We start from the raw sequence: 20,854 nt of genomic DNA on the forward strand, positions 1-20,854 counted from the left end.
TAGTGGACCACAGACAAGTCTAGCGCGTTTCGTCAATCCGTGGAGCGTGCCGTGGAACACTAGGGACCGGCTCCCGGGTCGGGCCTGCGGGGCCGGGAACCGGGAAGCAAAAGGCCGTCGGCCCGCGGCCTTTTGACACCCAGGCGGTGCCGAAAGTCCACGGGCGCGACGGCCCTGTTGCGGGGGGGTGCGACTACTTGGCGTCGACCGCGTCCGAGATGATGTCGATGCGCCAGCCGGTGAGCTTGGCAGCCAGTCGGGCGTTCTGCCCTTCCTTGCCGATGGCCAGCGAAAGCTGGTAGTCGGGAACCACGACGCGCGCCGAACGGGTTGCCTCGTCGGTGATGGTCACCGAGACGACCTTCGACGGGGAGAGGGCCGAGGCGATGAACTTCGCCGGGTCCTCGTTGAAGTCGACGATGTCGATCTTCTCCTCGCCCAACTCGTTCATGACTGCCCGCACGCGCGAACCCATCTCGCCGATGCAGGCACCCTTGGCGTTGACGCCCGGGATGTTGCCCTGCACGGCGATCTTGGTGCGGTGTCCGGCTTCGCGGGCCAGGGCGATGATTTCCACGGCTCCGTCGGCGATCTCCGGTACCTCAAGCTCGAAGAGGCGGCGCACCAGGTTCGGGTGCGAACGCGACAGCGTGACGGCCGGGCCCTTGGGGCCGCGGTTGACGTCCACCACGTAGCAGCGGATGCGGTTGCCGTGGGTGTACTTCTCCCCCGGCACCTGCTCCGGCGGCGGCAGCAGGGCCTCGACGGTGCCCAGATTCACCTGGATCATGATCGGGTTGTTGCCCTGCTGGATCTGTCCGGAGACGATCTCGCCGATCTTGTTCTTGAACTCGCCCACGACGTTGTCGTCCTCGGCATCGCGCAGGCGCTGCAGGATGATCTGGCGTGCAGTGGAGGCCGCAATGCGGCCGAACCCGGTGGGGGTGTCGTCGAACTCGCCGATGACCGTGCCGTCTTCCTCGGTCTCGGTGGCGAAGATCGTCACGTGGCCGTTGCGGCGGTCGACCTCGGCGCGTGCCTGCGGCATCGCGCCCGGGGACTTCTGGTAGGCAATGAGCAGTGCCTGCTCAATGGTGGGGATCAGCACCTCGAGCGGGATTTCGCGTTCTTTTTCGAGCATGCGCAGCGCGCTCATATCAATGTCCAACTCAGGCCTCCACGTTTTCGTCGTCTTCGTCGTCAAGTTCTAATTCAGTCAGGTCCGCGCTCTCGGCACGGGCAAACTCCACCTCGACGTTGCCGCGGCGGATCGATCCAAATTCAATGGTGCGTGGTTCGCCGACCTTGGGCTTCATGCCCTTCTTCACGGTGATCTCCGGGACGATGGTGATTCCCGTTTCGGTGACCTCCGTGAGGCGTCCGAGCAGGTTGTCCTCGCCAATCACGTTGACCTTCACCATGCGCCCGACATTGCGGTGCCAGTGGCGCGGCAGGGTCAGCGGGCGGGAGGTGCCCGGAGAGGAGACCTCGAGCTCGTAGGGGTCGGCGGTGTCGTGCGGGTCCTTGTCCAGGGCCTCGGAAATGGAGCGGGAGACCTCGGCCACCTGGTCGAGCAGGATGCCCTCGGTGCCTTCGGTAACGTCGACCACCACGTGCACGATGCGCTGGTCCCCGGCACGGCGGACCTCGACTTCTTCAAGCACCAATTGGTGGGAGGCAACGGTGGGCTCCAGTAGTTCGGTGAGGCGGGCCGCCTCGAGCTGGATGTCTGCCGGCTTGCCGGTCATGAAAGTCCTCCCACATTATTCGATGTTGTGAATCCTAGGGTAGCGACTTTTGGGGTCATCCGTCTGCCCGATTCATCACGGGCATGCCCACGGCCGGGTCCATGGGATGATCAAGGTGATGGATCAGCACCCAATTGACCCCAGTGATCGCGTTTCCCGCCGACCCCGCCGCGGTGCCGCCCGGCGGCTCCTGGTGGCCTTGGCGGCGATGCTTGCCGTGGCCGCCGGAACGCTCGGCACGGCGGTCTATCTGAACCGTGATTCCCCTACATGGCAGGCGATCCTGGGCACCGAGCCGGTCATCGAGGCGGCCCCCGATCCGGCCGCGGACCTGCCCGTCCTGCTTGATGCGCTGGAGAACATGACGGCCATCCCGGCGTCCTCCGGAACCGCAAAGTTGGCCACCGCGCTGCAGGGCACGCGCACCATGCTGGCGGAGCATGTCGACTTACTCACACCCGGGATCCCGGCGGCCTCGCAGGCCGGCGCCGAGGGTGACGCAACGGAAGCCTCCGCGGCCGATCCGGCTGCTGTCCCGCTGGATGCCGCCGATTTTTCCCGGCGCCTGGCGCAGACGGGCAACGCCCTGCTGACCCAGTCGCTGGGGGCGCCCGAACAGGAAGCCCGCAGGCTTTCCGGGGCCGGCATTGAGCTGTTGGTCCAGGCCCGCACCGTGCTCGCAGCCTCCGGGGCAACGCAGGCGGCCCTCGATGCCCTCCCCGCTCCCGGCGCCGCCGAAGAGTCCGCAGCGGCTGCGACGGCAACGAAGGATTCTTCCACCGAATCCGCGCCGGCCGCCGACGGCGCCACCACCAGTCGCGCCGCCTTGGCGACGATGCCCGGATTCGCCGTCTCCGCCTGCCCCTCCCCCGCACCGTCGAATCCCGAGGCACCGGACTCCGGCCAGTTGCTGGGCAAGGTAGCCGACGCCGCCTATCGGATGGGCTACGCCTACGACGTTGCCGGGGCACGGACCAGCGCCGGTCTGCGCACCGCCGCCTGGGACAGGTCCGGGTTGCTGGTGGACTTCGCGCAGGCCGTGGAAGGCCAGTTCGCCGAAGAGCTCGACTGCGAACCCCTGCGGCAGCCCGCCTACCAGCTGCCGGCCGACGCAGCGCAGAACCCCATGGATGCGGCACGCAGCGGCGAGGCACAATTGGCCTTGCTGTTACGGGACGCCGCCGCGACCCAGGCAGGGGATTCCCGGGCCTACCTGTTGAAGGCCGCCTGGGCCCAAGCGCTACACGCCCGCCAGGTCACCGGCGTCGCACCGGACTTCACCCAGGTCGAGGGCACTACGTCCCCATCCCCCGCTCCTTCGGCCGGGTAGCGTCCAGGGGCACACCGTTTTACCCCCAAGGGGGTCCGCACGGGACTCCGGCTGCCTCGTTTGGATCTGTATCTCATCGGGCCTGAAACGGCGATGCCGGAAGAGATTCGGGGCTGACCAATGACGTTCGTGGCCATCCGTGGCACCGAGTAGGACGGGGGCTGAAAAGTCCGCCTCAGCACCAAAGTAGTGCTTTGATTCTTCAAATCTCAAATCGTCTGTGCCTCTGGCTACGATCTGCGTAGGGGCTGCCGGGGGAAGTTTGGGAGTTCCGATTCGCAATCGTCACTAGGGGGAATCATGTCTGTTCGTTTCAATACGCCACCGCTTTGGCTGCAACACCTTCCTGCCGGTTTCCAACCCACACCGTCGTGGGTGCCGGAAACTTCGTGGGGCGCCCCGCCAGCCGGCTGGCCCATGTGGGTTCACTCGGAGAATGGCCACCCGGCCTTGCCGCCGGAAGAGTTCTCCGCCAACCCGTATCTGTACATGTCAGTGATGCCCGGTGAGCCCGCACTCATCGCGGCTGGAGCGCATGCCTCATCTTCCACCGGATCCGCAGGCGGCCGTCCACCACTCGCAGGATTTTCGGTCCCCGGGAACCAGGAACCGAAGAGGCCAATGAGCCGGGGCAAGAAAATTGGGATCGGCGTCGCCGGTCTCGTCGTGCTCTCGATCATCATTGGCTCCTGTGGTGGCAGCGACGAGCAACCGTCCTCCGCCCCGACATCCACGGAATCGGCAGTCTCGTCTCCCAGCGAGACAGCCGCAGCGGCACCCGTAGTGTCCTCCGCCGACGCCTCAGCCAGCGCCAAGGCGGAAGTCGAGGCGGAGGCCAGCGCCAAGGCCGAAGCAGATGCCAAGGTAAAAGCCGCGGCTGCGGCCGAAGCCAGCGCCAAGGCAGAAGCAGACGCTGAGGCGGAAGCCAGTGCCAAGGCCGAGGCGGAGGCCGGAGCGAAGGCAGAAGCCGAAGCTGGAACGCTCAGTCAGCAGAACGCGCTTCGGTCCGCGGAGAACTACCTCGGATTCTCGGCATTCTCGCGCACCGGACTGATTTCGCAATTGGAGTTCGAGGATTACTCAACCAAAGATGCAACGTGGGCGGTCGACCGTGTGACGGTTGACTGGTATGAACAGGCTGCCAAGTCCGCCGAACAATACCTTGAATTCACCGCCTTCTCGCGCAAGGGATTGATTGAACAGCTCATTTACGAGGGTTACACGAAGAAGCAGGCAGAGTACGGCGTGGGCAAGACCGGTCTCTAGCTCTCTGACCGACAGTAGGTTCCTACGCCAAATGTCGCAGTCCGCTGTCTCGGGACTCCTCATGGTTGCGCCGTCCCAATCGGCAATTGCCTGAAGCCTGTCATGCCGGAACCGGCATGACAGGCTTCGCCTAGCCGCCCGGTTCGGAGCGTCGATCGCTATCGGCGTTGGATAGACGGCCGGGAACAGCAATTCTTGGCCGTGGCCGATGAGCAGCCTGACGACACTTGGAATCGCCCCAAGCCAGCGGGACTCTTGGCGCCTTTCCGATTCCGCTGACCATGCCACGGGCAGGAGGGCACTTCCCAAACCAAACCCCCATGTGAGGCGTGTCACGGAAGGCCTGACGGTTGCCGCGCCCATACGTTGGCAGTGTCCCACTCGCACAGCCATCAAGGAGAACCCCTGTGTCACGCAGATTCATTCATGCCTCGGCCTGCGCCGCGGCACTCACGCTGGTCGCCGGAGCGATCACTGCCGCCCCCGCCGTCGCGGAACCGCGGCAAACCGAAAAACAGGCCACCGCCACCGGCACCGGAGGGGCGGTGAGCACCGTCGATGCCGAGGCTTCGGCGGCCGCCGTCGCCGTGCTGCGCAAGGGTGGCAACGCGGTGGACGCCGCCGTCGCCGCGGCGGCCACCCTGGGCGTCACCGAACCCTACAGCGCCGGCATTGGCGGAGGCGGGTATTTCCTCTACTACGACGCCGCATCGGGAAAAGTCAGCACCATTGACGGACGCGAAACCGCTCCGGCGAACATGCCGACGGACGCGTTCATCGATCCCGAGACCGGCGAACCCTACCCGTTCACCCCCGAACTGGTGACCAGCGGCGTATCCGTGGGAGTTCCCGGCACGGCAGCGACCTGGCAGCGGGCACTGGAAAAGTGGGGGTCCCTCAGCCTCGGGCAGGCCTTGCAGCCTGCCATCAAGGCAGCCACCCGCGGCTTCGTCGTGGATGAGACATTCCGCGAACAAACGCTGGACAACAAGGAGCGCTTCGCCGCGTTCGATTCCACCAGCGAGCTCTACCTGCCCGGGGGCGATGCCCCTGAGGTCGGCAGCATCATCAAGAACCCGGACCTCGCCCGTACCTACCGACTGTTGGCCCGCGACGGTATCGAGGCCTTCTATAACGGGACGCTGGCCGAGGACATCGCCGAGGCCGTCCAGGCCCCGCCGATCTCCGATGACACCGAGCTTCCCGTGCCGGTTGGCCACCTGAGCACACAGGACCTTGCCGACTACGTCGTGATCGACCAGGCTCCCACCAAGGTGGACTACCGCGGGCTGGAGGTCTTCGGCATGGCTCCCTCCAGCAGCGGCGGAACCACCATCGGCGAAGCCCTGAACATCCTGGAAAACTACGACCTCTCCGCCATGGAAGGCCCCGCCGCCATCCACCACTACCTCGAGGCCAGCGCGCTGGCCTATGCCGACCGCGGAAAGTACCTCGGGGACCCGGCGTTCGTGGACGTTCCCACCAGCACCTTGACCGATGCGCTCTTCGGCGCCGAGCGCGCCTGCGCGCTGGACCCGGAGCAGGCTGCCACCAAGCCCGTTACCCCCGGCGATGTCACCGACTACGACGGTCTCTGCCCGGCTGCCACCGCTGCACCGGCGGAGGAAACAGACACCGAGAACATCTCCACGACCCACCTGTCCGTGGCCGATGCCCAGGGCAATGTGGTTTCCTACACGCTGACCATCGAGCAGACCGGCGGATCGGGCATCGTCGTTCCGGACCGCGGCTTCCTCCTGAACAACGAGTTGACCGATTTCTCCACGGTCTACGACCCGGCCGACCCCAACCGGATCGAACCGGGCAAGCGTCCGCGCTCGTCGATGGCCCCGACCATCGTCCTCTCCGACGGCGAGCCCCTGTTGGCCCTGGGTTCGCCGGGCGGTTCGACCATCATCACCACGGTGTTGCAGACCCTGGTCAACCGCGTGGACCTTGGCATGAGCCTGCCCGAGGCGATTGCAGCACCGCGTGCCTCGCAGCGCAATTCGGCCAAGGTCACTGCCGAACCGGAGTTCATCGAATCCCAGGGGGCCGGGTTGGAAGCCTTCGGTCATGAGTTCGTCGCCTCGGGCGATTCGTTTACACCGCAGGCGGAGATCGGCGCGCTCGAGGCAATCGAGTTCGGTCCTGATGGAACGATGACGGCGGCGGCAGAACCGACGCGTCGCGGCGGCGGCTCGGCCATGGTGCTCAAGCCGAAGCGTTAGCCACGCGGGCAGGGCCCAACCCAACGGTGCGCTGCTCCGTCGAAGGCCGACACTGGATTTCCAGGTCCGGCTTTCGGCGGAGCAGCGCCATTCCACCGGCCAAGGCCGGGGGCAACTGCGAGGCCCATGACGCAGGGAACGCCCCCCCGGCAGCGTTCAGCCGGCGACCACGTTCCGCAGGCCACGGGTCGACAATTCCTGTGCCGGGTTGCCGCCGAATAGTCCGTCCTCGGGTACGTCCGAACCCTTCATCAGGAACGAATCGGCCTTGAGCTCCGACCCGTCCCGCATGGTCACGCCGTAGTGCACAAACGCGCCAACTCCTATCGTGGTCCTGGAGCCGATCGAGATGGGCTCGAGCTTGAAGGCCCCGTCTTCCATGGAGTGGCATTGGAAGATGCTCCCCGAATTCAGGGTCACATCATCCCCTATGGTGACAATAGTTTTCTCCGGGATTGCGCATCCGTCATCGAAAAGCCTCTTGCCCACGCGCACACCCAACAGTCGCAAAATGATCGATTTGAAGGGCGTGCCGCTGAACAAGCCAAGTGCTGCACCGCCGATGAACTTCCAAAAACGCTCGTGCTCCCAAAAGTAGACCTCGTAGATGGAGCAGAAGGTCGGGACAAGCTTGTGGCGAATCTGGGTGATGCGTTCGATCGCAATGGTGAGTCCTTCCAACGCCACACCCAGGGCCAGTGTGCCCATCATGACGGCCAGTGCGCCGACTTCTTCAAAATGGGTCAGGACAACTGATGCGAACCACAGGGAAACGAAGACCTCGAACCAACGGAGCAAAAGGAACAGCGCAATGGTGAGGCCGTTGTGGCGGTTCTTGGCAGGAAGCCGCAGTTTGAGTTGCTCTGCCGTTTTCATCTCATCGAAGGCGCTGTCCCGCTGAACCGACCGGGGGATCTCGAAAGGCGGGGACCCCAAGAGTCCGACTCCTTCACGCATGGGACCATCGATCGGGACCATGGTCATGGTCCCGAACAAACAGTTCTCGCCGGTCTTCCCCGCAGGTGGATAGGTGATGGCGTTGCCCAAAAAGTTCTTGGCACCGATGGTGCTGGGTGCGATGCGGAATGAGGTGTTTGATACCTCTGCGGTAATCATCGACAGCCCATCCGACACCATCGTTCCGGAGCCGACGGTAACCGCATAGGGTGTGTCGTGTTTGACTGCAGGTCCGAAGTTGGACCCCGTTTGCACCGGGTTCGGCTGGTGATACCCGAGATAGCTCAGGTAATAGAGAATCAGCGAGCTGTCGCCTGTGAGGTTCGCGAAGAACGGGATATTCGTGAGCCGCGTGACCGTCCGATGAAGGGCATAGTGGAATCCGTAAAGGGGATAGACCTTGCCTGGTGTCAGGAAAAGATATAGCAGCCGCGGTACGACGCCCACTGCCACCAGGCCGGTAACAATACCGCCGAATGTCAGGCCGAAGGAAATGATCATCAAATCGGCATAGAACCCACCGGTCTCGTTCCAAAGCAAACCTGATGAGAGGTAGTCCGGCAAGAACAACGCGATCAGGAAGGTAACGAGGGACCCGAACCCGGCAATGCTGACGCACACGACCCAGAAACTATAGGTGATCTTCCTTCTCATGGTGACACGCGCCGGGTCGACAGACTTGTAATTGGAATCGCAGCGCCGCCCGGGCGAGCCATGCCACGTTTCATTGGGTGGCACCGTCTGCCCACGATGCAGCGACGATGAATGACCTAGCTGGGAATTGTCTCCCATCTCCGTAAAGATGTCTATGACCGTTTGCTCACCCACCCAGACGTTTTTGCCCAGTGTCACTGGCCCCACCTGAATGATTCCCCGTTGGGCGCGATAGCCCTTGAACACGGAGTCCTTTCGGATCACGGTGCCGTCACCAATGGTGAGCAAATCGCTGCACATTGGCACTGTGGTGGAGAAGATCGCAACGTCGTGCCCGATCTTGGCCCCCAGCGCCCGCAAATAGACATTGAACAACGGCGTCCCGGCAAACATTCGAAGCGGATTGCTGCTGATGAGTACCCGCACAAACCAGAAGCGGACATACGCCAACGACCAGACGGGAATTTCCATCTCCTTCCACCGCCCGACAATTACCCATTTCAGTGCAATGGGTATCACTGACAACGCGACAAACAGCACGACGGTGAAAATGAGGGATCGTTCCCAAACCTTTATGGCGTCCGTTGCCGCAGCTGCCCAGTGATATCCGGCGACCGCCAGGACCGTTAACCCGTAGGTATACGCAAGGAAGATCAGGGCCTGCAGAACGCCTGTCGTCACGAACTGGCGGGTGCTGGCCAGGTTGATTTTCATTGTCTCGGGATACTCGGCCGGCGGCGTGGCGGCGCTGCTGATCTCGAGCACCGCGGCCAGCTTTTCAATGGTCGGGTTTTGGTAGGCATCCCTCATGGCCAGCGGGGGCAGGTCGGTGTTCTTTCTGGTCAGGGAACAGAAGTGTGCAAGTAAAAGGGAATTCGCCCCGAGATCCGTAAAAAAATTCGCCCGCGTCGATACCTTCTCAACGTGGAGCACCTGTGCCAAGGCCAGCGACAGCTGTTCCTCGGTCTCATTTGCCGGAGCCACATATTCCTGGCCGCCGGCATTGGGGCTGGGGGTTGAAGGCGGGGGCAGGTTTTTTCGATCGGCCTTGTCGCTGGGTAGCATCGGGATGGCTTTCAGGCACTCAAAGTAGGCCGGCACCATATAGCTGGGAAGCTGGGATTGCAGCCGTTCCCTGAGATCCAAGGCATCGATTTCAGGGGTGTCTTTCCGCAGGCTGTAGTACGCGACCAGCTCGGTAAAACCGGGTTCCCGTTCGTAGGTGTCAACGACCGCTTGGGCAACTCCGGGCACCTGCAACAGCACCGATTCGATCTCCGTGAGTTCGATCCGGTAACCGCGGATTTTCACTTGGGTGTCGATACGGCCAAAATATTCGATCTCACCCATATCATTGATCCGCCCCAGGTCGCCGGTGCGGTAGATCCTGCCCGAAGGGTTGTTGTCTATCCCCAGAAAGTCCGGGATGAAGGCCTTCCCTGTGAGGTCGTCACGCTTGACGTAGCCCTTGGCCAACCCAATTCCTGCCAAGCCGATCTCGCCCTGGGTGCCGGCCGGCAGGGCCTTGGGCTCGTCGGGATCGAGGATGACCACGGCATAGCTTGGCAAAGGCACTCCCAAGGTGACAGGACGTGTGGGATCGGCAATCGCGTAGGTTGCCGTGACGGTGGCCTCGGTGGGGCCGTACACATTCAAGAAGCGACGGCCCGGCCGATGCCACCGCACCATCAAGTCACGTGGACACGCTTCCCCGGAAACCAGAAGAAAGCGGAGGGATGGAATATCCTCATCGAGTGTCGCCAACAACGTTGGAACACAACAAATGGCCGTGACCTTGTGGGCAACCAGAAACTCTGCCAGCTCCAGTCCAAGCAGCGCGGTGCCGCTGGGTTTGGGAACCAGGGTTGCCCCGGACATCCACGGTACCCAAATCTCTTCAACGGAGAAGTCAAAGGCTATGGTCATGCCCTGATAAACCCTGTCCTGCTGCTTGTACCCATAGGAGAGCGCAGCCACCCTCACGAAATTGCAGATGCTGGCATGCTCAATGGCCACGCCCTTGGGCCGGCCGGTCGTTCCGGACGTGTAAATGATGTAGGCCAGCTGGTCGCTTGGGGATCCCTTTTCCTCCGCTGCAAGTCGCGTGGAATCCATCGACTCGATCCTTGGGTCCTCCTCATCCAGGCAGCGGACCGAAGCCATGACATCCACGAGCCGATCCCTCAAATGCGACAGCGTCAAGACCTGGGCGACATCGGCATCGGCGATGATGTAAGCGATCCGGTCGGCGGGATAACCGGCATCCAGGGGCACATACGCAGCGTGGATCTTCAACACCGCGAGCATCCCCACCAGCGAACGCACCGGTTCGTCGAAAAGCAACGCGATCCTGTCCCCGGGATTGCACCCGTGGGCGATCAAGTACCGGGCCAGTTGGTTGGCCTTGGCGTCCAACTGATCGTAGGTGAGCCTGACCGCACCCGTGTCCACAGCCAGATGCAACCCTTTCCCGGTCTTGCGCAACAGGTCGCACTGCCTTTCAAAGAGGTGATCCAGGCGTTCCCCCGGGACCCATCCGGCTGTCTGGTCTACCTCCACGGAGTGCAATACAGGTCCGTGCATGAGGCTGAGTGCCCTGTGTCTTCCCGTATAGGCCAGGTTTTCCCGCGTATCAACTTGCTTGCTCAAAGCGACCTCCTTGGTCATGTGTGTTCCAACCAATCGAGCCGGGTGATTACGGTGCGGGCACATCGAGCATCGATGCCAGCCGATCGATGCAATCGACCAGGATGTGACAAGCGGTCTCCATGACTTCCGCGGTGACGTTGAGCGGAGGCAGCAGGCGCACGACGCTGCTGTCGCGGCCGCCAAGTTCCAGGATCAGCCCCCGGTTCAAGGCCTCGGACTGCACCTCGGCGGCTAAATCTCCTGCCGGCATTTCGGTTCGTGGATCCATGAGCTCGACGCCCACGAGCAGTCCCTTCCCGCGGATTTCCCTAACCCACGGATGCCGCTGCAGCGGCGCCAGCAGGCCAAAACATTGTTCGCTGCGGCGGCGGACGTTGCCCAGGATGTCGTCGCGTTGGAATATTTTCACTGCTTCGACACCGGTGGCGAAGGCGAGTTGGTTGCCACGGAAGGTACCGATGTGTGCGCCGGGCTCCCAGACATCCATCGCCTTGTCGTACATGATCAGCGCGATGGGCAGACCCATGCCGCTGAGTGCCTTCGAGGCAACGATGACATCGGGTTCGATTCCGTACTGCTCAAACGAGAACCAGGTACCGGTACGTCCGCAGCCCGTTTGCACTTCATCGACGATCAGCGGGATCCCCAGTTCTCGGGTCACTGCACGCACTCGCTGGGCGAACTCGATTGTGGCGGGAATTGATCCGCCCTCGCCTTGAACGAGCTCGAGAATTACGGCGGCCGGCAGCGGAATTCCACTGAGATCGTCCTTCAGCGAATGCTCCAGGAACGTCGCGCAGTTCGTGGAACAGGTGGCGGGGCTCATGCCGAGAGGGCATTGCGAACAGTATGAATAGGGAAAGAAGTGGACCCCTGGCATGCCATTTTGCACGTGACTTTTTGGTGCCACCAGTCCGGTGAGGGCCATTGCTGCGGCAGTGCTCCCATGGAATCCTCCCTGGAAGCTGATGATCTCTCCGCGACCGGTGGCCGTCTTGCACAGCTTTATCGCAGCCTCGACGGCATTGGCACCAGTGGGTCCGCAGAAGTGGATCTTCATCCGGTCCTGCATATCCACGGGAAGCATCGAGAGCTGGGCATCGATGAAGGCGTCCTTGATCGGCGTCGGGAAATCCAGGCCGTGGGTTTCAACCAGCATTTGGTCGGCGGCAACGCGGACCAGATCCGGATGGTTGTGCCCGAATGGGAGCACCCCTGCCCCGTCGAGGAAGTCTATGAACACATTTCCATCGACGTCCTGAACGAAACTACCTGCGGCATCGGCGATCGCAATCGGCAAGTGGCGTGGGTAAGTCCGGGCGTTGGATTCCCGGGCGTCTTGACGCGCCAAGAAGGCGGCGGACTGTGGTCCCGGTATCGGGCCCGACACGAGCGGACCCGTCCAGTCCGCGAGTACTGTTTTATTTGTCATTGCAATCTCCATTCATCAAAGAAATAAAGACGGACAATTTGGAATCAAGACAATTGTTTAAAGAAGATTCGGAACCGAAAATTCCCGCGTGCATTGGCCAAAATCCGGCGCTTTCCCAAGCAATCGCCGGCATCAGCACGGTTGCCCCCGCGGGCCGATGTCTCCGGTTTGGCTCGCAAATTGCACAGATGTACCCGCGGCCGATCAAAGTGCCCCAAGTCCCAAGTCCCCTGATTCCATCGTTACTTCACATAAACTGTCTGCCCAAGCTGGAATTAATTGGCTATTGCTTGATCGTAATCAAGATTCCTAGCCTTTGTGATTAACGGATTGGTTCATATGTTTTTCCGCATACCCTTTCCCCAAGTCATCGGATAGGTGGAACGCCTCGCGCATTGCGCGGGCCCCAAGCTCCAGCATCTCTAGGTCCGTTACGGCGGATATGGAAACCGAAGAGTCGGAAAATAGCCGAATCTTGATGCCGGCATCAGAAAACACACCCAAGAACCGGCAGAGCACATCGGGCTCCAGACGCATGCCGAAACCCGACAGCGAAAGTTTGCCCACTTCTTCGCATTTCAACCACTGGAAGCCAATGGTCTCCTGAGCCTTCGAGACAGCAGCCACCACAGTGGGGATTTGGGCAGCGGGCAGGATGAATGAAATGTCCGTAGACCTGGCCACCACGCCATTTCTATCCGTAGACCTGGCCACCACGCCATTTCTATGAGTGATCATGTCCGGGCAAACACCTAAAGCCGCCGTGACACCGAATAGCTGCGCCGGGCCTGGCCCCGTGGGGACACCGGCCACGGTGACTTGCATCTGGGTCCGGTCTTGGATGACGCCCATGATCATCGGTTCTTCCAAGGTCGCCGAATGCCCGGCGCCGGGCTCGTCCTCGAGCCCGGAAACGACCACCGTCCCTTCATCCGGATTAAACGGTGAACGCACATGGATCGTTACTCCAAGGCGGCGCGCATATTCAATGCAACGCCGCGGCAGAACTTTGGCTCCTGCAGCGGCCAGTTCCATCATTTGCACGCTTGTAATCGTTTGGACCTTGCGAGCTGCCGGAACGACGCGTGGATCTGCCGTGTACAGGCCGTCAAAGTCGGAATAGATTTCACAAACCAATGCATTCAAGGAGGCGGCGAGAGCAACCGCCATCAGGTCCGATCCATCTCGCCCCATGGTCGTGACCATATTGGCCTCACGGTTTGTTCCCTGGAAGCCGGCCACGATGGGGATCTCCCTGCGCGCAAGGGAAGCCACCACGGCCAGTGGATCCACGCCAACTATGTGTGCTTTGCCGTGGATGCCATCCGTGATCAGCCCTGCTTCTCCGCCCGTAAACACATGGGGGGCTGCACCTAGCTTGGAAATGGCAATTTCCAGCGAAGGCACGAAGATCTGCTCACGCCGACCCACCGCAAGGTCCACCTCACCTGGTTCACCCAACGGGGCGAGTCCAGCTGGGTGGGTCGCTAATTCGTTCGTGGCACTTTCCATCTCGGGTAGCACCACCACCACCGAAAATCCTGCGCGTTGCGTATCGACGATCCTTCGCGCAACCCGCTGAATTCCTCTGTGGTCTGCTACAGAGGAATTACTGTATTTTTGGATGATCAGGCTTTCACGAAGCCTCCAAGCAGGCCAAGTGTCCGATTGCATGGGAATTTCCTGTCACTAGAATTTCTAGCTTCTTTCCCGGCCCCAAGATTCTTGCAAATGACAAGTCATGGCCGTGATTCGGCCCCCCAGCCGAATGAGACGATACATTCAATTCAAGCGAATACGGTATCACTGGCCGGTAGTCCCCCCGGAACCGACCGCGACTTCTCCATATGGAGTCGCATCATTGGGCCAGTCTTACACCGCGTACGGGGAGATGCAAGGCAACGGCAAGTCCCGGAAAGAAAATCTCCGCAAGAAAAGGGAACATCGCAGCAGACGAATCGGTTTGGGGCGGAATCGGAAAACCCGTCAGGCAAGGGCCGAGTCGATGACCAGGCGCGATTGGAGGGCCATCGCCAGGGGCAGGCTCTGCCTCCACGGGCGCCGCACCCGTTGGAAATCCAGGACATTACCGAGAGGTCCCCTCCAGGGCTGATTGATCAGCTGATTTTCGAGGGCTATTCACGGAAATGGGCGGAGCACGGGGTCAGCAAAACTGTCCTTAAGCGCTCTGACCCGAGGACAACCTGAAGGGAGGGACTGACCCACCGCGGCGGCCCGGAGCATGGCGGACATGTGGAGCTCGCCGATTCCTCGTCTGAGCCCCGGAAAGACGTGGCTGCCCGGGGCAAAACGGGGGACCCTGCTAAGCGGCCGGGAACAGCACGTCATAGCCCAGCTTGAGGATCAGCGCGCCCACCACGGCAAGGAAGACAATGCGGATGAACTTGCTGCCCTTGGACACAGCCATGCGCGCGCCGAGGTAGCCACCGACCATGTTCGCCGCCCCCAGCAGCAGGCCGATCCCCCACAACAGGTGCCCGGAAGGCAGGAAGAACGCCAGTGCGCCCAGGTTGGTCGCCATGTTCACGATCTTGGCCTTGGCGCTGGCGGCCAGGAAGTTGTATCCCATGAAGGCGACCATCGCGATGATGAGGAACGATCCGGTGCCCGGGCCGATCAGCCCGTCGTAGCCGCCGATGACCAGCCCGATCACTCCCGCCACCGCATAGTGGCGGGAGCCGGTGTGGCGCAGTTCCGTTAGTTCGCCTGCCGTGGGCTTGAAGAGCGTGAACAGGCCCACCGCGATGAGTGCGGCAATGATGACGGGTTTGATGACTTCTTCGGGCAGCAGCGTGGCCAGGATCGCCCCGCCGAAGGATCCCGCCAGCGCCACCGTGGCCATCGGGATCGCGGTCCTCAGATCCGGATGGGCACGGCGGTAGTAGGTCACCGCACTGGTGGTGGTGCCGAAAACGGAACCCAGCTTGTTGGTGGCAAGTGCCTGCACCGGGGAGATTCCCGGCACCAGCAGCAGGGCGGGGAGCTGGAGCAGTCCCCCGCCGCCGACCACCGCGTCGACCCAGCCCGCGGCGAATCCTGCGAGCACGATCAAGGCGATGGTTCCGGGCTCCATTCCCTGCAGCCCGGAACCATCAAGCAGGGTCGCCGCCTCGATCATCCCTAGCCCTTGGCGAGGGCGATCAGCTGCGCGACAACCTCGTCGACGGAGACGTCGGTGCGTTCCCCGGTGGCGCGGTCCTTGACCTCAACGAGCCCGTCGGCCAGGCCGCGGCCGATGACCACGATCGTGGGCACGCCGATGAGCTCCGCGTCGGAGAACTTCACGCCTGCCGAGACCTTGGGACGGTCATCGTAGATGACCTCGACGCCGGCTGCGTGCAGCTCGTCGGCGATCTTCTGTGCCGCCTCGAAGAGTTCTGCCTGCTTGCCGGTGACCACCAGGTGCACGTCGGCCGGGGCCACGTTGCGGGGCCAGACCAGGCCGTTCTCATCGTGGTTGGACTCGGCCAGGGCGGCGACTGCACGGGTGACGCCCACGCCGTAGGAGCCCATGGTGACGATCTTGAGCTTGCCGTTCTGGTCCAGCACCTTCAGGTCCAGGGCCTCAGCGTACTTGCGGCCGAGCTGGAAGATGTGTCCCATTTCGATGCCGCGGGCGGTTTCCAGCGGGCCGGATCCGTCCGGGGCCGGGTCCCCGGCGAGCACCTCGACGCACTCGATGGTGCCGTCCCAGGTGAAGTCGCGTCCGGCGACCAGGCCGAAGACATGCTTGCCGGCCTCGTTGGCGCCGGTGACCCAGCTGGTGCCGGCAACCACGCGCGGGTCAACCAGGTACAGGATCTTGGAAGCGCCTTCCAGGCCCAGGACCGCCGCATCAGTGCCCAGCGCCGGGCCGATGTAGCCCTTGATGAGCGTCGGGTGCTTCTTCAGGTCATCCTCGGTCGCGGCCTCGAGGCCGACCTCGCCGCCGGTTTCCAGGTGCGCGGAGATGTTTGCCTCGACGCGCTTGAGGTCCACGTTGCGGTCCCCGGGCAGGCCGATGGCCACCAGCTGGCGTTCGCCGGTGGGCAGCGTGGCGGCCAGCACGACGTTCTTCAGGGTGTCAATGGCGCTCCAGGCGCCGTTGGCGCGCGGGGCGATCTCGTTGGCGCAGGCCACCAGGGTATCGATGGTCGGGGTGTTCGGGGTGTCCAGGACCTCGAAGGCCGGGGCATCGGTGAAGTCGATGTCCTCGGGCACCACGGTGGTCACCGCCTCGACGTTGGCGTAGTAGCCTCCGGGAGAGCGGACGAAGGTGTCCTCGCCGACAGGGGTCGGGTGCAGGAATTCCTCGGACTTCGATCCGCCCATGGCGCCGGCCGTGGCGAAGACCGGAAGGATCTCCAGGCCCAGGCGGCCGAAGATCTTCAGGTACGCCGCGCGGTGGGCCTGGTAGGCCTCTTCCAGGCCCTCGTCGTCGATGTTGAAGGAGTAGGAGTCCTTCATGATGAATTCGCGGCCGCGCAGCAGGCCCGCGCGGGGACGTGCCTCGTCGCGGTACTTGTTCTGGATCTGGTACAGGTAGGCCGGCAGGTCCTTGTAGGAGTTGTACAGGTCCTTGACCAGGAGGGTGAACATTTCCTCGTGGGTCGGGGCCAGCAGGTAGTCGGCACCCTTGCGGTCCTTGAGGCGGAAGAGTCCGTCGCCGTACTCGGTCCAGCGGCCCGTCGTCTCATAGGGTTCGCGCGGCAGCAGCGCCGGGAAGTGGACTTCCTGGGCGCCAATGGCGTTCATCTCCTCGCGGATGATGGCTTCCACCTTGGCCAGGACGCGCAGGCCCAGCGGCAGCCAGGTGTAGATCCCGGGTGCTGCGCGGCGGATGTACCCGGCGCGAACCAGCAGCTTGTGGCTGGCGACCTCGGCATCGACCGGATCTTCGCGCAGCGTGCGCAGGAACAGGGTGGAGAGCTTTAGGACCACGCTAACTTTCCATTTCCGCGGCCTTTTTCCAGGCCACAACATAGTGGTGGGGTGCAAATCTTTGGTGCCCGTGGCGTTTGCCCCGGGTCGCGGAGCCGGGCCACGGCGTCCGCCCACGGGGGTCCGTGGAAGAAGCATGGCGCCGCACGGCACTTGTCCCATCCTACTTTGCCGACCCGGTGCCCCTTGGCATCGAAGACACAGCGGCACTTGGACGCCGGGCCCTCCTGCGGGGCACAGGCAGGCCGCTGCGGCGTTGGCCAGGAGTACAGCCTTCCGGCGCAAGAGGTGTGCCTAGGACGCGGGAGTCACCGCGGGCGGTGCCGCGCGCAGGATCCCCAGCAGGCCTTCGGCATCCTTCAGCGCCTGGGCGGTGGCTGCTTCGGGGGTACTCTTCACGGCACGGGTTGCCGTCAACATGAGGTTCCCGTCAATGAGGCGGACCGACACCTGTTTGCTCTTCGCATTCCCGTTCATGCTTTCCAACATGGTGGCCGTGGTGAAGGGAGCGGAACTCGTGACCTCGAGCGGGGTCAGCTTGGAGGTGATCGTTTGGCCGCCCGCGGTGACCGTGTAGGTGCTGCAGGACTGGTCCAGGTGCTGCTGCGCTGCCACGTTGGCCACCAGGCCGGCACGGTCACGGTAGGAGGCAATTGTCAGGTCACCGCCGGCGTTCTGCGGCAGGACGGCTGCCGCCATGGCCGCCTGGTCCAGCTGGTCGGTCAGGTTGCCCACCCCATAGAGTCCGCACTCGGCAGGAACCACGGTGACGCCCTCCAGCCACTTTTGAGCCTCCGGCAGTTGCTTGCGCAGCGCTTCCTGGTCATTGACGACGGTTCCAGGGGTCGCTGCCGCCCATTGCTGCACAGCGCTGTTCAGTGCAGCGGCATCCAGGTAACCCAGTTCGGCCCTGCTCGACGGGCCGGTGGTCGGGCTGGTGGAGCCTGACTCGGTGACGGGCACCTCGACGGCGGTCGGCAATGATGCGCTCGGGCCCGGCACCGGGGCATCGGTGCAACCGGCAAGGGCCAGCAGCAGGCCTGCTGCCGCCAGTGCGGTGGAGGTCCTGCGAATGGTTTCGTTGGTCCTTGGCATATGGGACGTCACGTCCAGCTTTCAGGTCGGCGGTCCTCGAGGGGCACGCTGTGGCCGTGGTGGATGGTTCCGGCACCCGCCGGAAGGTCAGAAGAGGATGGTGGCGAACTCGCCGACTTCTTCGAAACCGACTTTGCGATAGGTCGCAAGGGCCGGTGCGTTGTAGTCGTTGACATAGAGGCTGGTGGTGGGGGCAAGGCGCAGGGCGTAGTCGGAAACCGCGGCCATGTAGCCCGCCGCCTTCCCGCCGCCGCGGTGTTCGGGGTTCATCCAGACCCCCTGGATCTGTGTGGCCCGGGTGGTGACGGTTCCCAGTTCGGCCTTGAACCGGATCGCGCCTTCAGTGTCCAGGGCGATCAGCGAATGTCCCGAATGGATCAGCGAGCGGACCCTCGAACGGTAGAACGATCCCCCGTTGACCAGCGGGGAGTAACCCAGCTCTTCCTCGAACATCAGTGCGCAGGCCGGCAGCACCAGGTCGTACTCCCCCGCGTGGCTGGCCCGCAGGGAGGGCTCCGGCTCGATGGCGGGGGCCTTGGAGAGCGTCATGAAGGGCTGGTTGGGCCGCACACTGAAGGCCTGCTGCGGACCCTCGGCGAGGACTTTCCACATCCCCATGACGGCATCGGCCGGCCCGAAGCAGGAAGCAAAACTCCGGTTCAGCGATTTCACCACGTGCCCGAATTCCTCGGCGTCCTCGGCGGTGACATTGATCGGAACGATATTTGCACCGATCCAGCAGGCCGAGACCAGCAGCGCCCCGTCGAACCGGCCCACGATGAGCGATCCGCCCAGGCCCGGCCTGGCGGATCCGGTGACCGCAAGCTGCGCATCCATGAAGATGTTGGCGACCGGATCGGTGGAAACGAGGGCGCGGAGAGCCGCGGTATCGGCGTCGTCGAGGACACGGATACTTGCGGAGAGCGACTCTCCGGCGCCCGGGTTGCGTCTAGCTGACGGTAACCACGGGGCCACCTTGGACAGGATTTTCTCCATCCACGTTCCCCATTTCCTCGGCGATGCGCATCGCCTCTTCAATCAGTGTCTCAACAATTTGGTCTTCGGGCACCGTCTTGATGACTTCGCCCTTCACAAAGATCTGCCCCTTGCCGTTGCCCGAGGCAACACCGAGGTCGGCTTCGCGCGCCTCGCCCGGGCCGTTGACGACACAGCCCATGACTGCCACGCGCAGCGGGACCTCAAGTCCCTCCAGCCCGGCGGTGACCTGGTCGGCCAGCGTGTAGACGTCGACCTGGGCGCGTCCACAGGACGGGCAGGAGACGATTTCCAGCTTGCGCGGGCGCAGATTCAGGGATTGCAGGATCTGCGCACCGACCTTGACCTCCTCGACCGGCGGGGCCGATAGCGAGACGCGGATGGTGTCGCCGATGCCCTTGGAGAGCAGCGCGCCGAAGGCGGTGGCTGACTTGATGGTGCCCTGGAAGGCCGGCCCTGCCTCGGTGACGCCCAGGTGCAACGGCCAGTCGCCGCGTTCGGCCAACAGCTCGTAGGCACGGACCATGACGACGGGGTCGTTGTGCTTGACCGAGATCTTGAAGTCGTGGAAGTCATGTTCCTCGAAGAGCGAGGCTTCCCAGACGGCGGATTCGACCAGCGCCTCGGGGGTCGCCTTGCCGTACTTCTCCATCAGGCGCGGGTCCAGCGAACCGGCGTTGACTCCGATGCGGATGGAGGTGCCGGCGGCCTTGGCGGCCTCGGCAATCTGCTTGACCTGGTCGTCGAACTTGCGGATGTTGCCCGGGTTCACGCGGACGGCGGCGCAACCGGCGTCGATGGCGGCAAAGACGTACTTCGGCTGGAAGTGGATGTCGGCGATCACGGGGATCTGCGACTTCTTGGCGATGATCGGCAGCGCCAGCGCGTCGTCGGCCGACGGGCACGCAACACGCACGATGTCGCAGCCGGTGGCCGTGAGTTCGGCAATCTGCTGCAGCGTCGCGTTGATGTCGGTGGTCGGCGTCGTGGTCATCGACTGGATGCTGATGGGGCTGTCGGAACCCACACCGACGGAACCGACCTTGATCTGTCGGGTCTTGCGCCGCGGGGTGAGGACCGGGGGTGGCGTCGATGGCATGCCGAGACTGACCGGGATCGAGGTCAAGATTTCCTCCGAGGTGTAGAGAATGGAAGCTTTTCCATTATCCCCCCGCAACCCGGCCCGCGGGGCCGTAATCTCGCAGGGCGAAGCCGGATGCGCGTCGGCGACGTCTAAGTGCCGTGATCACGCGGGTTTGCTACCTAGGCGTGGTGACTGAGCTCACCCGTGACCGGGCTCCATTCGGTGATCCGCAGGGCGGCAATGGAGCCGCTGACCGCGAACGGGTCGTTCTTCAGCGTCTCGGCCAGTGCCGCCTGGCTCGGCGCCGACAACAGCAACAGGGCGCCGGATCCGTCGACGTAGGGTCCGGAGGCGACCAGCGAGATTTCGCCGGCCAATCCGGACAGGAACTCGCGGTGCCCGGGGCGGTGCTCATCACGGATGGCATCGGAACCGGCGGCGTACACATATTCAACTGCGAAAACACTCATG

14 protein-coding genes are annotated in these 20,854 nt (G+C 63.2%); 3 read left to right on the forward strand and 11 right to left on the reverse strand.

The window, feature by feature from the left end; genetic code table 11:
* Positions 1-193: 193 nt before the first annotated feature.
* Both nusA and rimP read right to left on the reverse strand, forming a co-directional pair.
* Positions 194-1,168 (reverse strand): transcription termination factor NusA, encoded by a 975-nt coding sequence (gene nusA, locus ACIPUB_RS00880; protein ID WP_264268057.1) that lies wholly within the window; start codon positions 1,166-1,168, stop codon positions 194-196.
* 1 nt (position 1,169) lies between these two features.
* Complete coding sequence (gene rimP / locus ACIPUB_RS00885) at positions 1,170-1,748, reverse strand: ribosome maturation factor RimP (protein WP_407605701.1); 579 nt, start codon at positions 1,746-1,748, stop codon at positions 1,170-1,172.
* Between the two features lie 118 nt (positions 1,749-1,866).
* Between rimP and ACIPUB_RS00890 the strand changes: the two genes are divergently transcribed.
* The 3 genes from ACIPUB_RS00890 (at position 1,867) to ggt (ending at position 6,575) form a co-directional block, all read left to right on the forward strand.
* Entirely contained in the window at positions 1,867-3,078 is a 1,212-nt protein-coding gene (locus ACIPUB_RS00890) for a hypothetical protein (RefSeq protein ID WP_407605702.1), read from the forward strand.
* 621 nt (positions 3,079-3,699) lie between these two features.
* Entirely contained in the window at positions 3,700-4,344 is a 645-nt protein-coding gene (locus tag ACIPUB_RS00895) for an Ltp family lipoprotein (protein ID WP_407605703.1), read from the forward strand.
* A gap of 407 nt (positions 4,345-4,751) precedes the next feature.
* Positions 4,752-6,575 (forward strand): gamma-glutamyltransferase, encoded by a 1,824-nt coding sequence (gene ggt / locus ACIPUB_RS00900; protein WP_407605704.1) that lies wholly within the window; start codon positions 4,752-4,754, stop codon positions 6,573-6,575.
* Positions 6,576-6,731: 156 nt separating this feature from the next.
* On the opposite strand, the gene ACIPUB_RS00905 is transcribed toward ggt, so the two are convergent.
* The 9 genes from ACIPUB_RS00905 to ACIPUB_RS00945 form a co-directional block, all read right to left on the reverse strand.
* A complete protein-coding gene (locus tag ACIPUB_RS00905) occupies positions 6,732-10,853 on the reverse strand; it encodes a Pls/PosA family non-ribosomal peptide synthetase (protein WP_407605705.1) in 4,122 nt (1,373 codons plus the stop codon).
* A 28-nt stretch (positions 10,854-10,881) separates the two neighbouring features.
* Positions 10,882-12,279, reverse strand: coding sequence for a diaminobutyrate--2-oxoglutarate transaminase family protein (locus tag ACIPUB_RS00910; protein ID WP_407605706.1), 1,398 nt, complete (start codon positions 12,277-12,279; stop codon positions 10,882-10,884).
* Positions 12,280-12,576: 297 nt separating this feature from the next.
* A complete protein-coding gene (locus ACIPUB_RS00915) occupies positions 12,577-13,941 on the reverse strand; it encodes an aspartate kinase (RefSeq protein ID WP_407605707.1) in 1,365 nt (454 codons plus the stop codon).
* Between the two features lie 649 nt (positions 13,942-14,590).
* Entirely contained in the window at positions 14,591-15,406 is an 816-nt protein-coding gene (locus ACIPUB_RS00920) for a sulfite exporter TauE/SafE family protein (RefSeq protein WP_407605708.1), read from the reverse strand.
* A 2-nt stretch (positions 15,407-15,408) separates the two neighbouring features.
* Complete coding sequence (locus ACIPUB_RS00925; protein ID WP_407605709.1) at positions 15,409-17,208, reverse strand: proline--tRNA ligase; 1,800 nt, start codon at positions 17,206-17,208, stop codon at positions 15,409-15,411.
* A gap of 294 nt (positions 17,209-17,502) precedes the next feature.
* Complete coding sequence (locus ACIPUB_RS00930; RefSeq protein ID WP_407605710.1) at positions 17,503-18,303, reverse strand: hypothetical protein; 801 nt, start codon at positions 18,301-18,303, stop codon at positions 17,503-17,505.
* An 87-nt stretch (positions 18,304-18,390) separates the two neighbouring features.
* Complete coding sequence (locus ACIPUB_RS00935; RefSeq protein ID WP_407605711.1) at positions 18,391-19,299, reverse strand: GNAT family N-acetyltransferase; 909 nt, start codon at positions 19,297-19,299, stop codon at positions 18,391-18,393.
* Positions 19,253-20,398 carry a flavodoxin-dependent (E)-4-hydroxy-3-methylbut-2-enyl-diphosphate synthase gene (ispG, locus tag ACIPUB_RS00940; RefSeq protein WP_377700276.1) on the reverse strand — a complete coding sequence of 382 codons (1,146 nt, stop codon included), beginning with the start codon at positions 20,396-20,398 and terminating at the stop codon, positions 19,253-19,255. The genes ACIPUB_RS00935 and ispG overlap by 47 nt, the downstream gene beginning before the upstream one ends.
* Before the next feature lie 164 nt (positions 20,399-20,562).
* The gene (locus tag ACIPUB_RS00945; protein ID WP_310288738.1) at positions 20,563-20,853 is read right to left on the reverse strand and encodes a YciI family protein; all 291 of its coding nucleotides are present in this window, start codon (positions 20,851-20,853) and stop codon (positions 20,563-20,565) included.
* Position 20,854: the final 1 nt, after the last annotated feature.

The organism is Paeniglutamicibacter sp. ORCA_105 (genome assembly GCF_045798545.1).
Lineage (GTDB): Bacteria > Actinomycetota > Actinomycetes > Actinomycetales > Micrococcaceae > Paeniglutamicibacter > Paeniglutamicibacter sulfureus.

Excerpts from the sequence above, each read along its gene's own strand:
- rimP (WP_407605701.1), bottom strand. The coding sequence starts at position 1,748 with ATGACCGGCAAGCCGGCAGACATCCAGCTCGAGGCGGCCCGCCTCACC.
- ACIPUB_RS00890 (WP_407605702.1), top strand. The coding sequence starts at position 1,867 with ATGGATCAGCACCCAATTGACCCCAGTGATCGCGTTTCCCGCCGACCC.
- ACIPUB_RS00895 (WP_407605703.1), top strand. The coding sequence starts at position 3,700 with ATGAGCCGGGGCAAGAAAATTGGGATCGGCGTCGCCGGTCTCGTCGTG.
- ACIPUB_RS00905 (WP_407605705.1), bottom strand. The coding sequence starts at position 10,853 with ATGACCAAGGAGGTCGCTTTGAGCAAGCAAGTTGATACGCGGGAAAAC.
- ACIPUB_RS00910 (WP_407605706.1), bottom strand. The coding sequence starts at position 12,279 with ATGGAGATTGCAATGACAAATAAAACAGTACTCGCGGACTGGACGGGT.
- ACIPUB_RS00915 (WP_407605707.1), bottom strand. The coding sequence starts at position 13,941 with ATGCAATCGGACACTTGGCCTGCTTGGAGGCTTCGTGAAAGCCTGATC.
- ACIPUB_RS00920 (WP_407605708.1), bottom strand. The coding sequence starts at position 15,406 with ATGATCGAGGCGGCGACCCTGCTTGATGGTTCCGGGCTGCAGGGAATG.
- ACIPUB_RS00930 (WP_407605710.1), bottom strand. The coding sequence starts at position 18,303 with ATGCCAAGGACCAACGAAACCATTCGCAGGACCTCCACCGCACTGGCG.
- ACIPUB_RS00935 (WP_407605711.1), bottom strand. The coding sequence starts at position 19,299 with ATGGAGAAAATCCTGTCCAAGGTGGCCCCGTGGTTACCGTCAGCTAGA.
- ispG (WP_377700276.1), bottom strand. The coding sequence starts at position 20,398 with ATGCCATCGACGCCACCCCCGGTCCTCACCCCGCGGCGCAAGACCCGA.
- ACIPUB_RS00945 (WP_310288738.1), bottom strand. The coding sequence starts at position 20,853 with ATGAGTGTTTTCGCAGTTGAATATGTGTACGCCGCCGGTTCCGATGCC.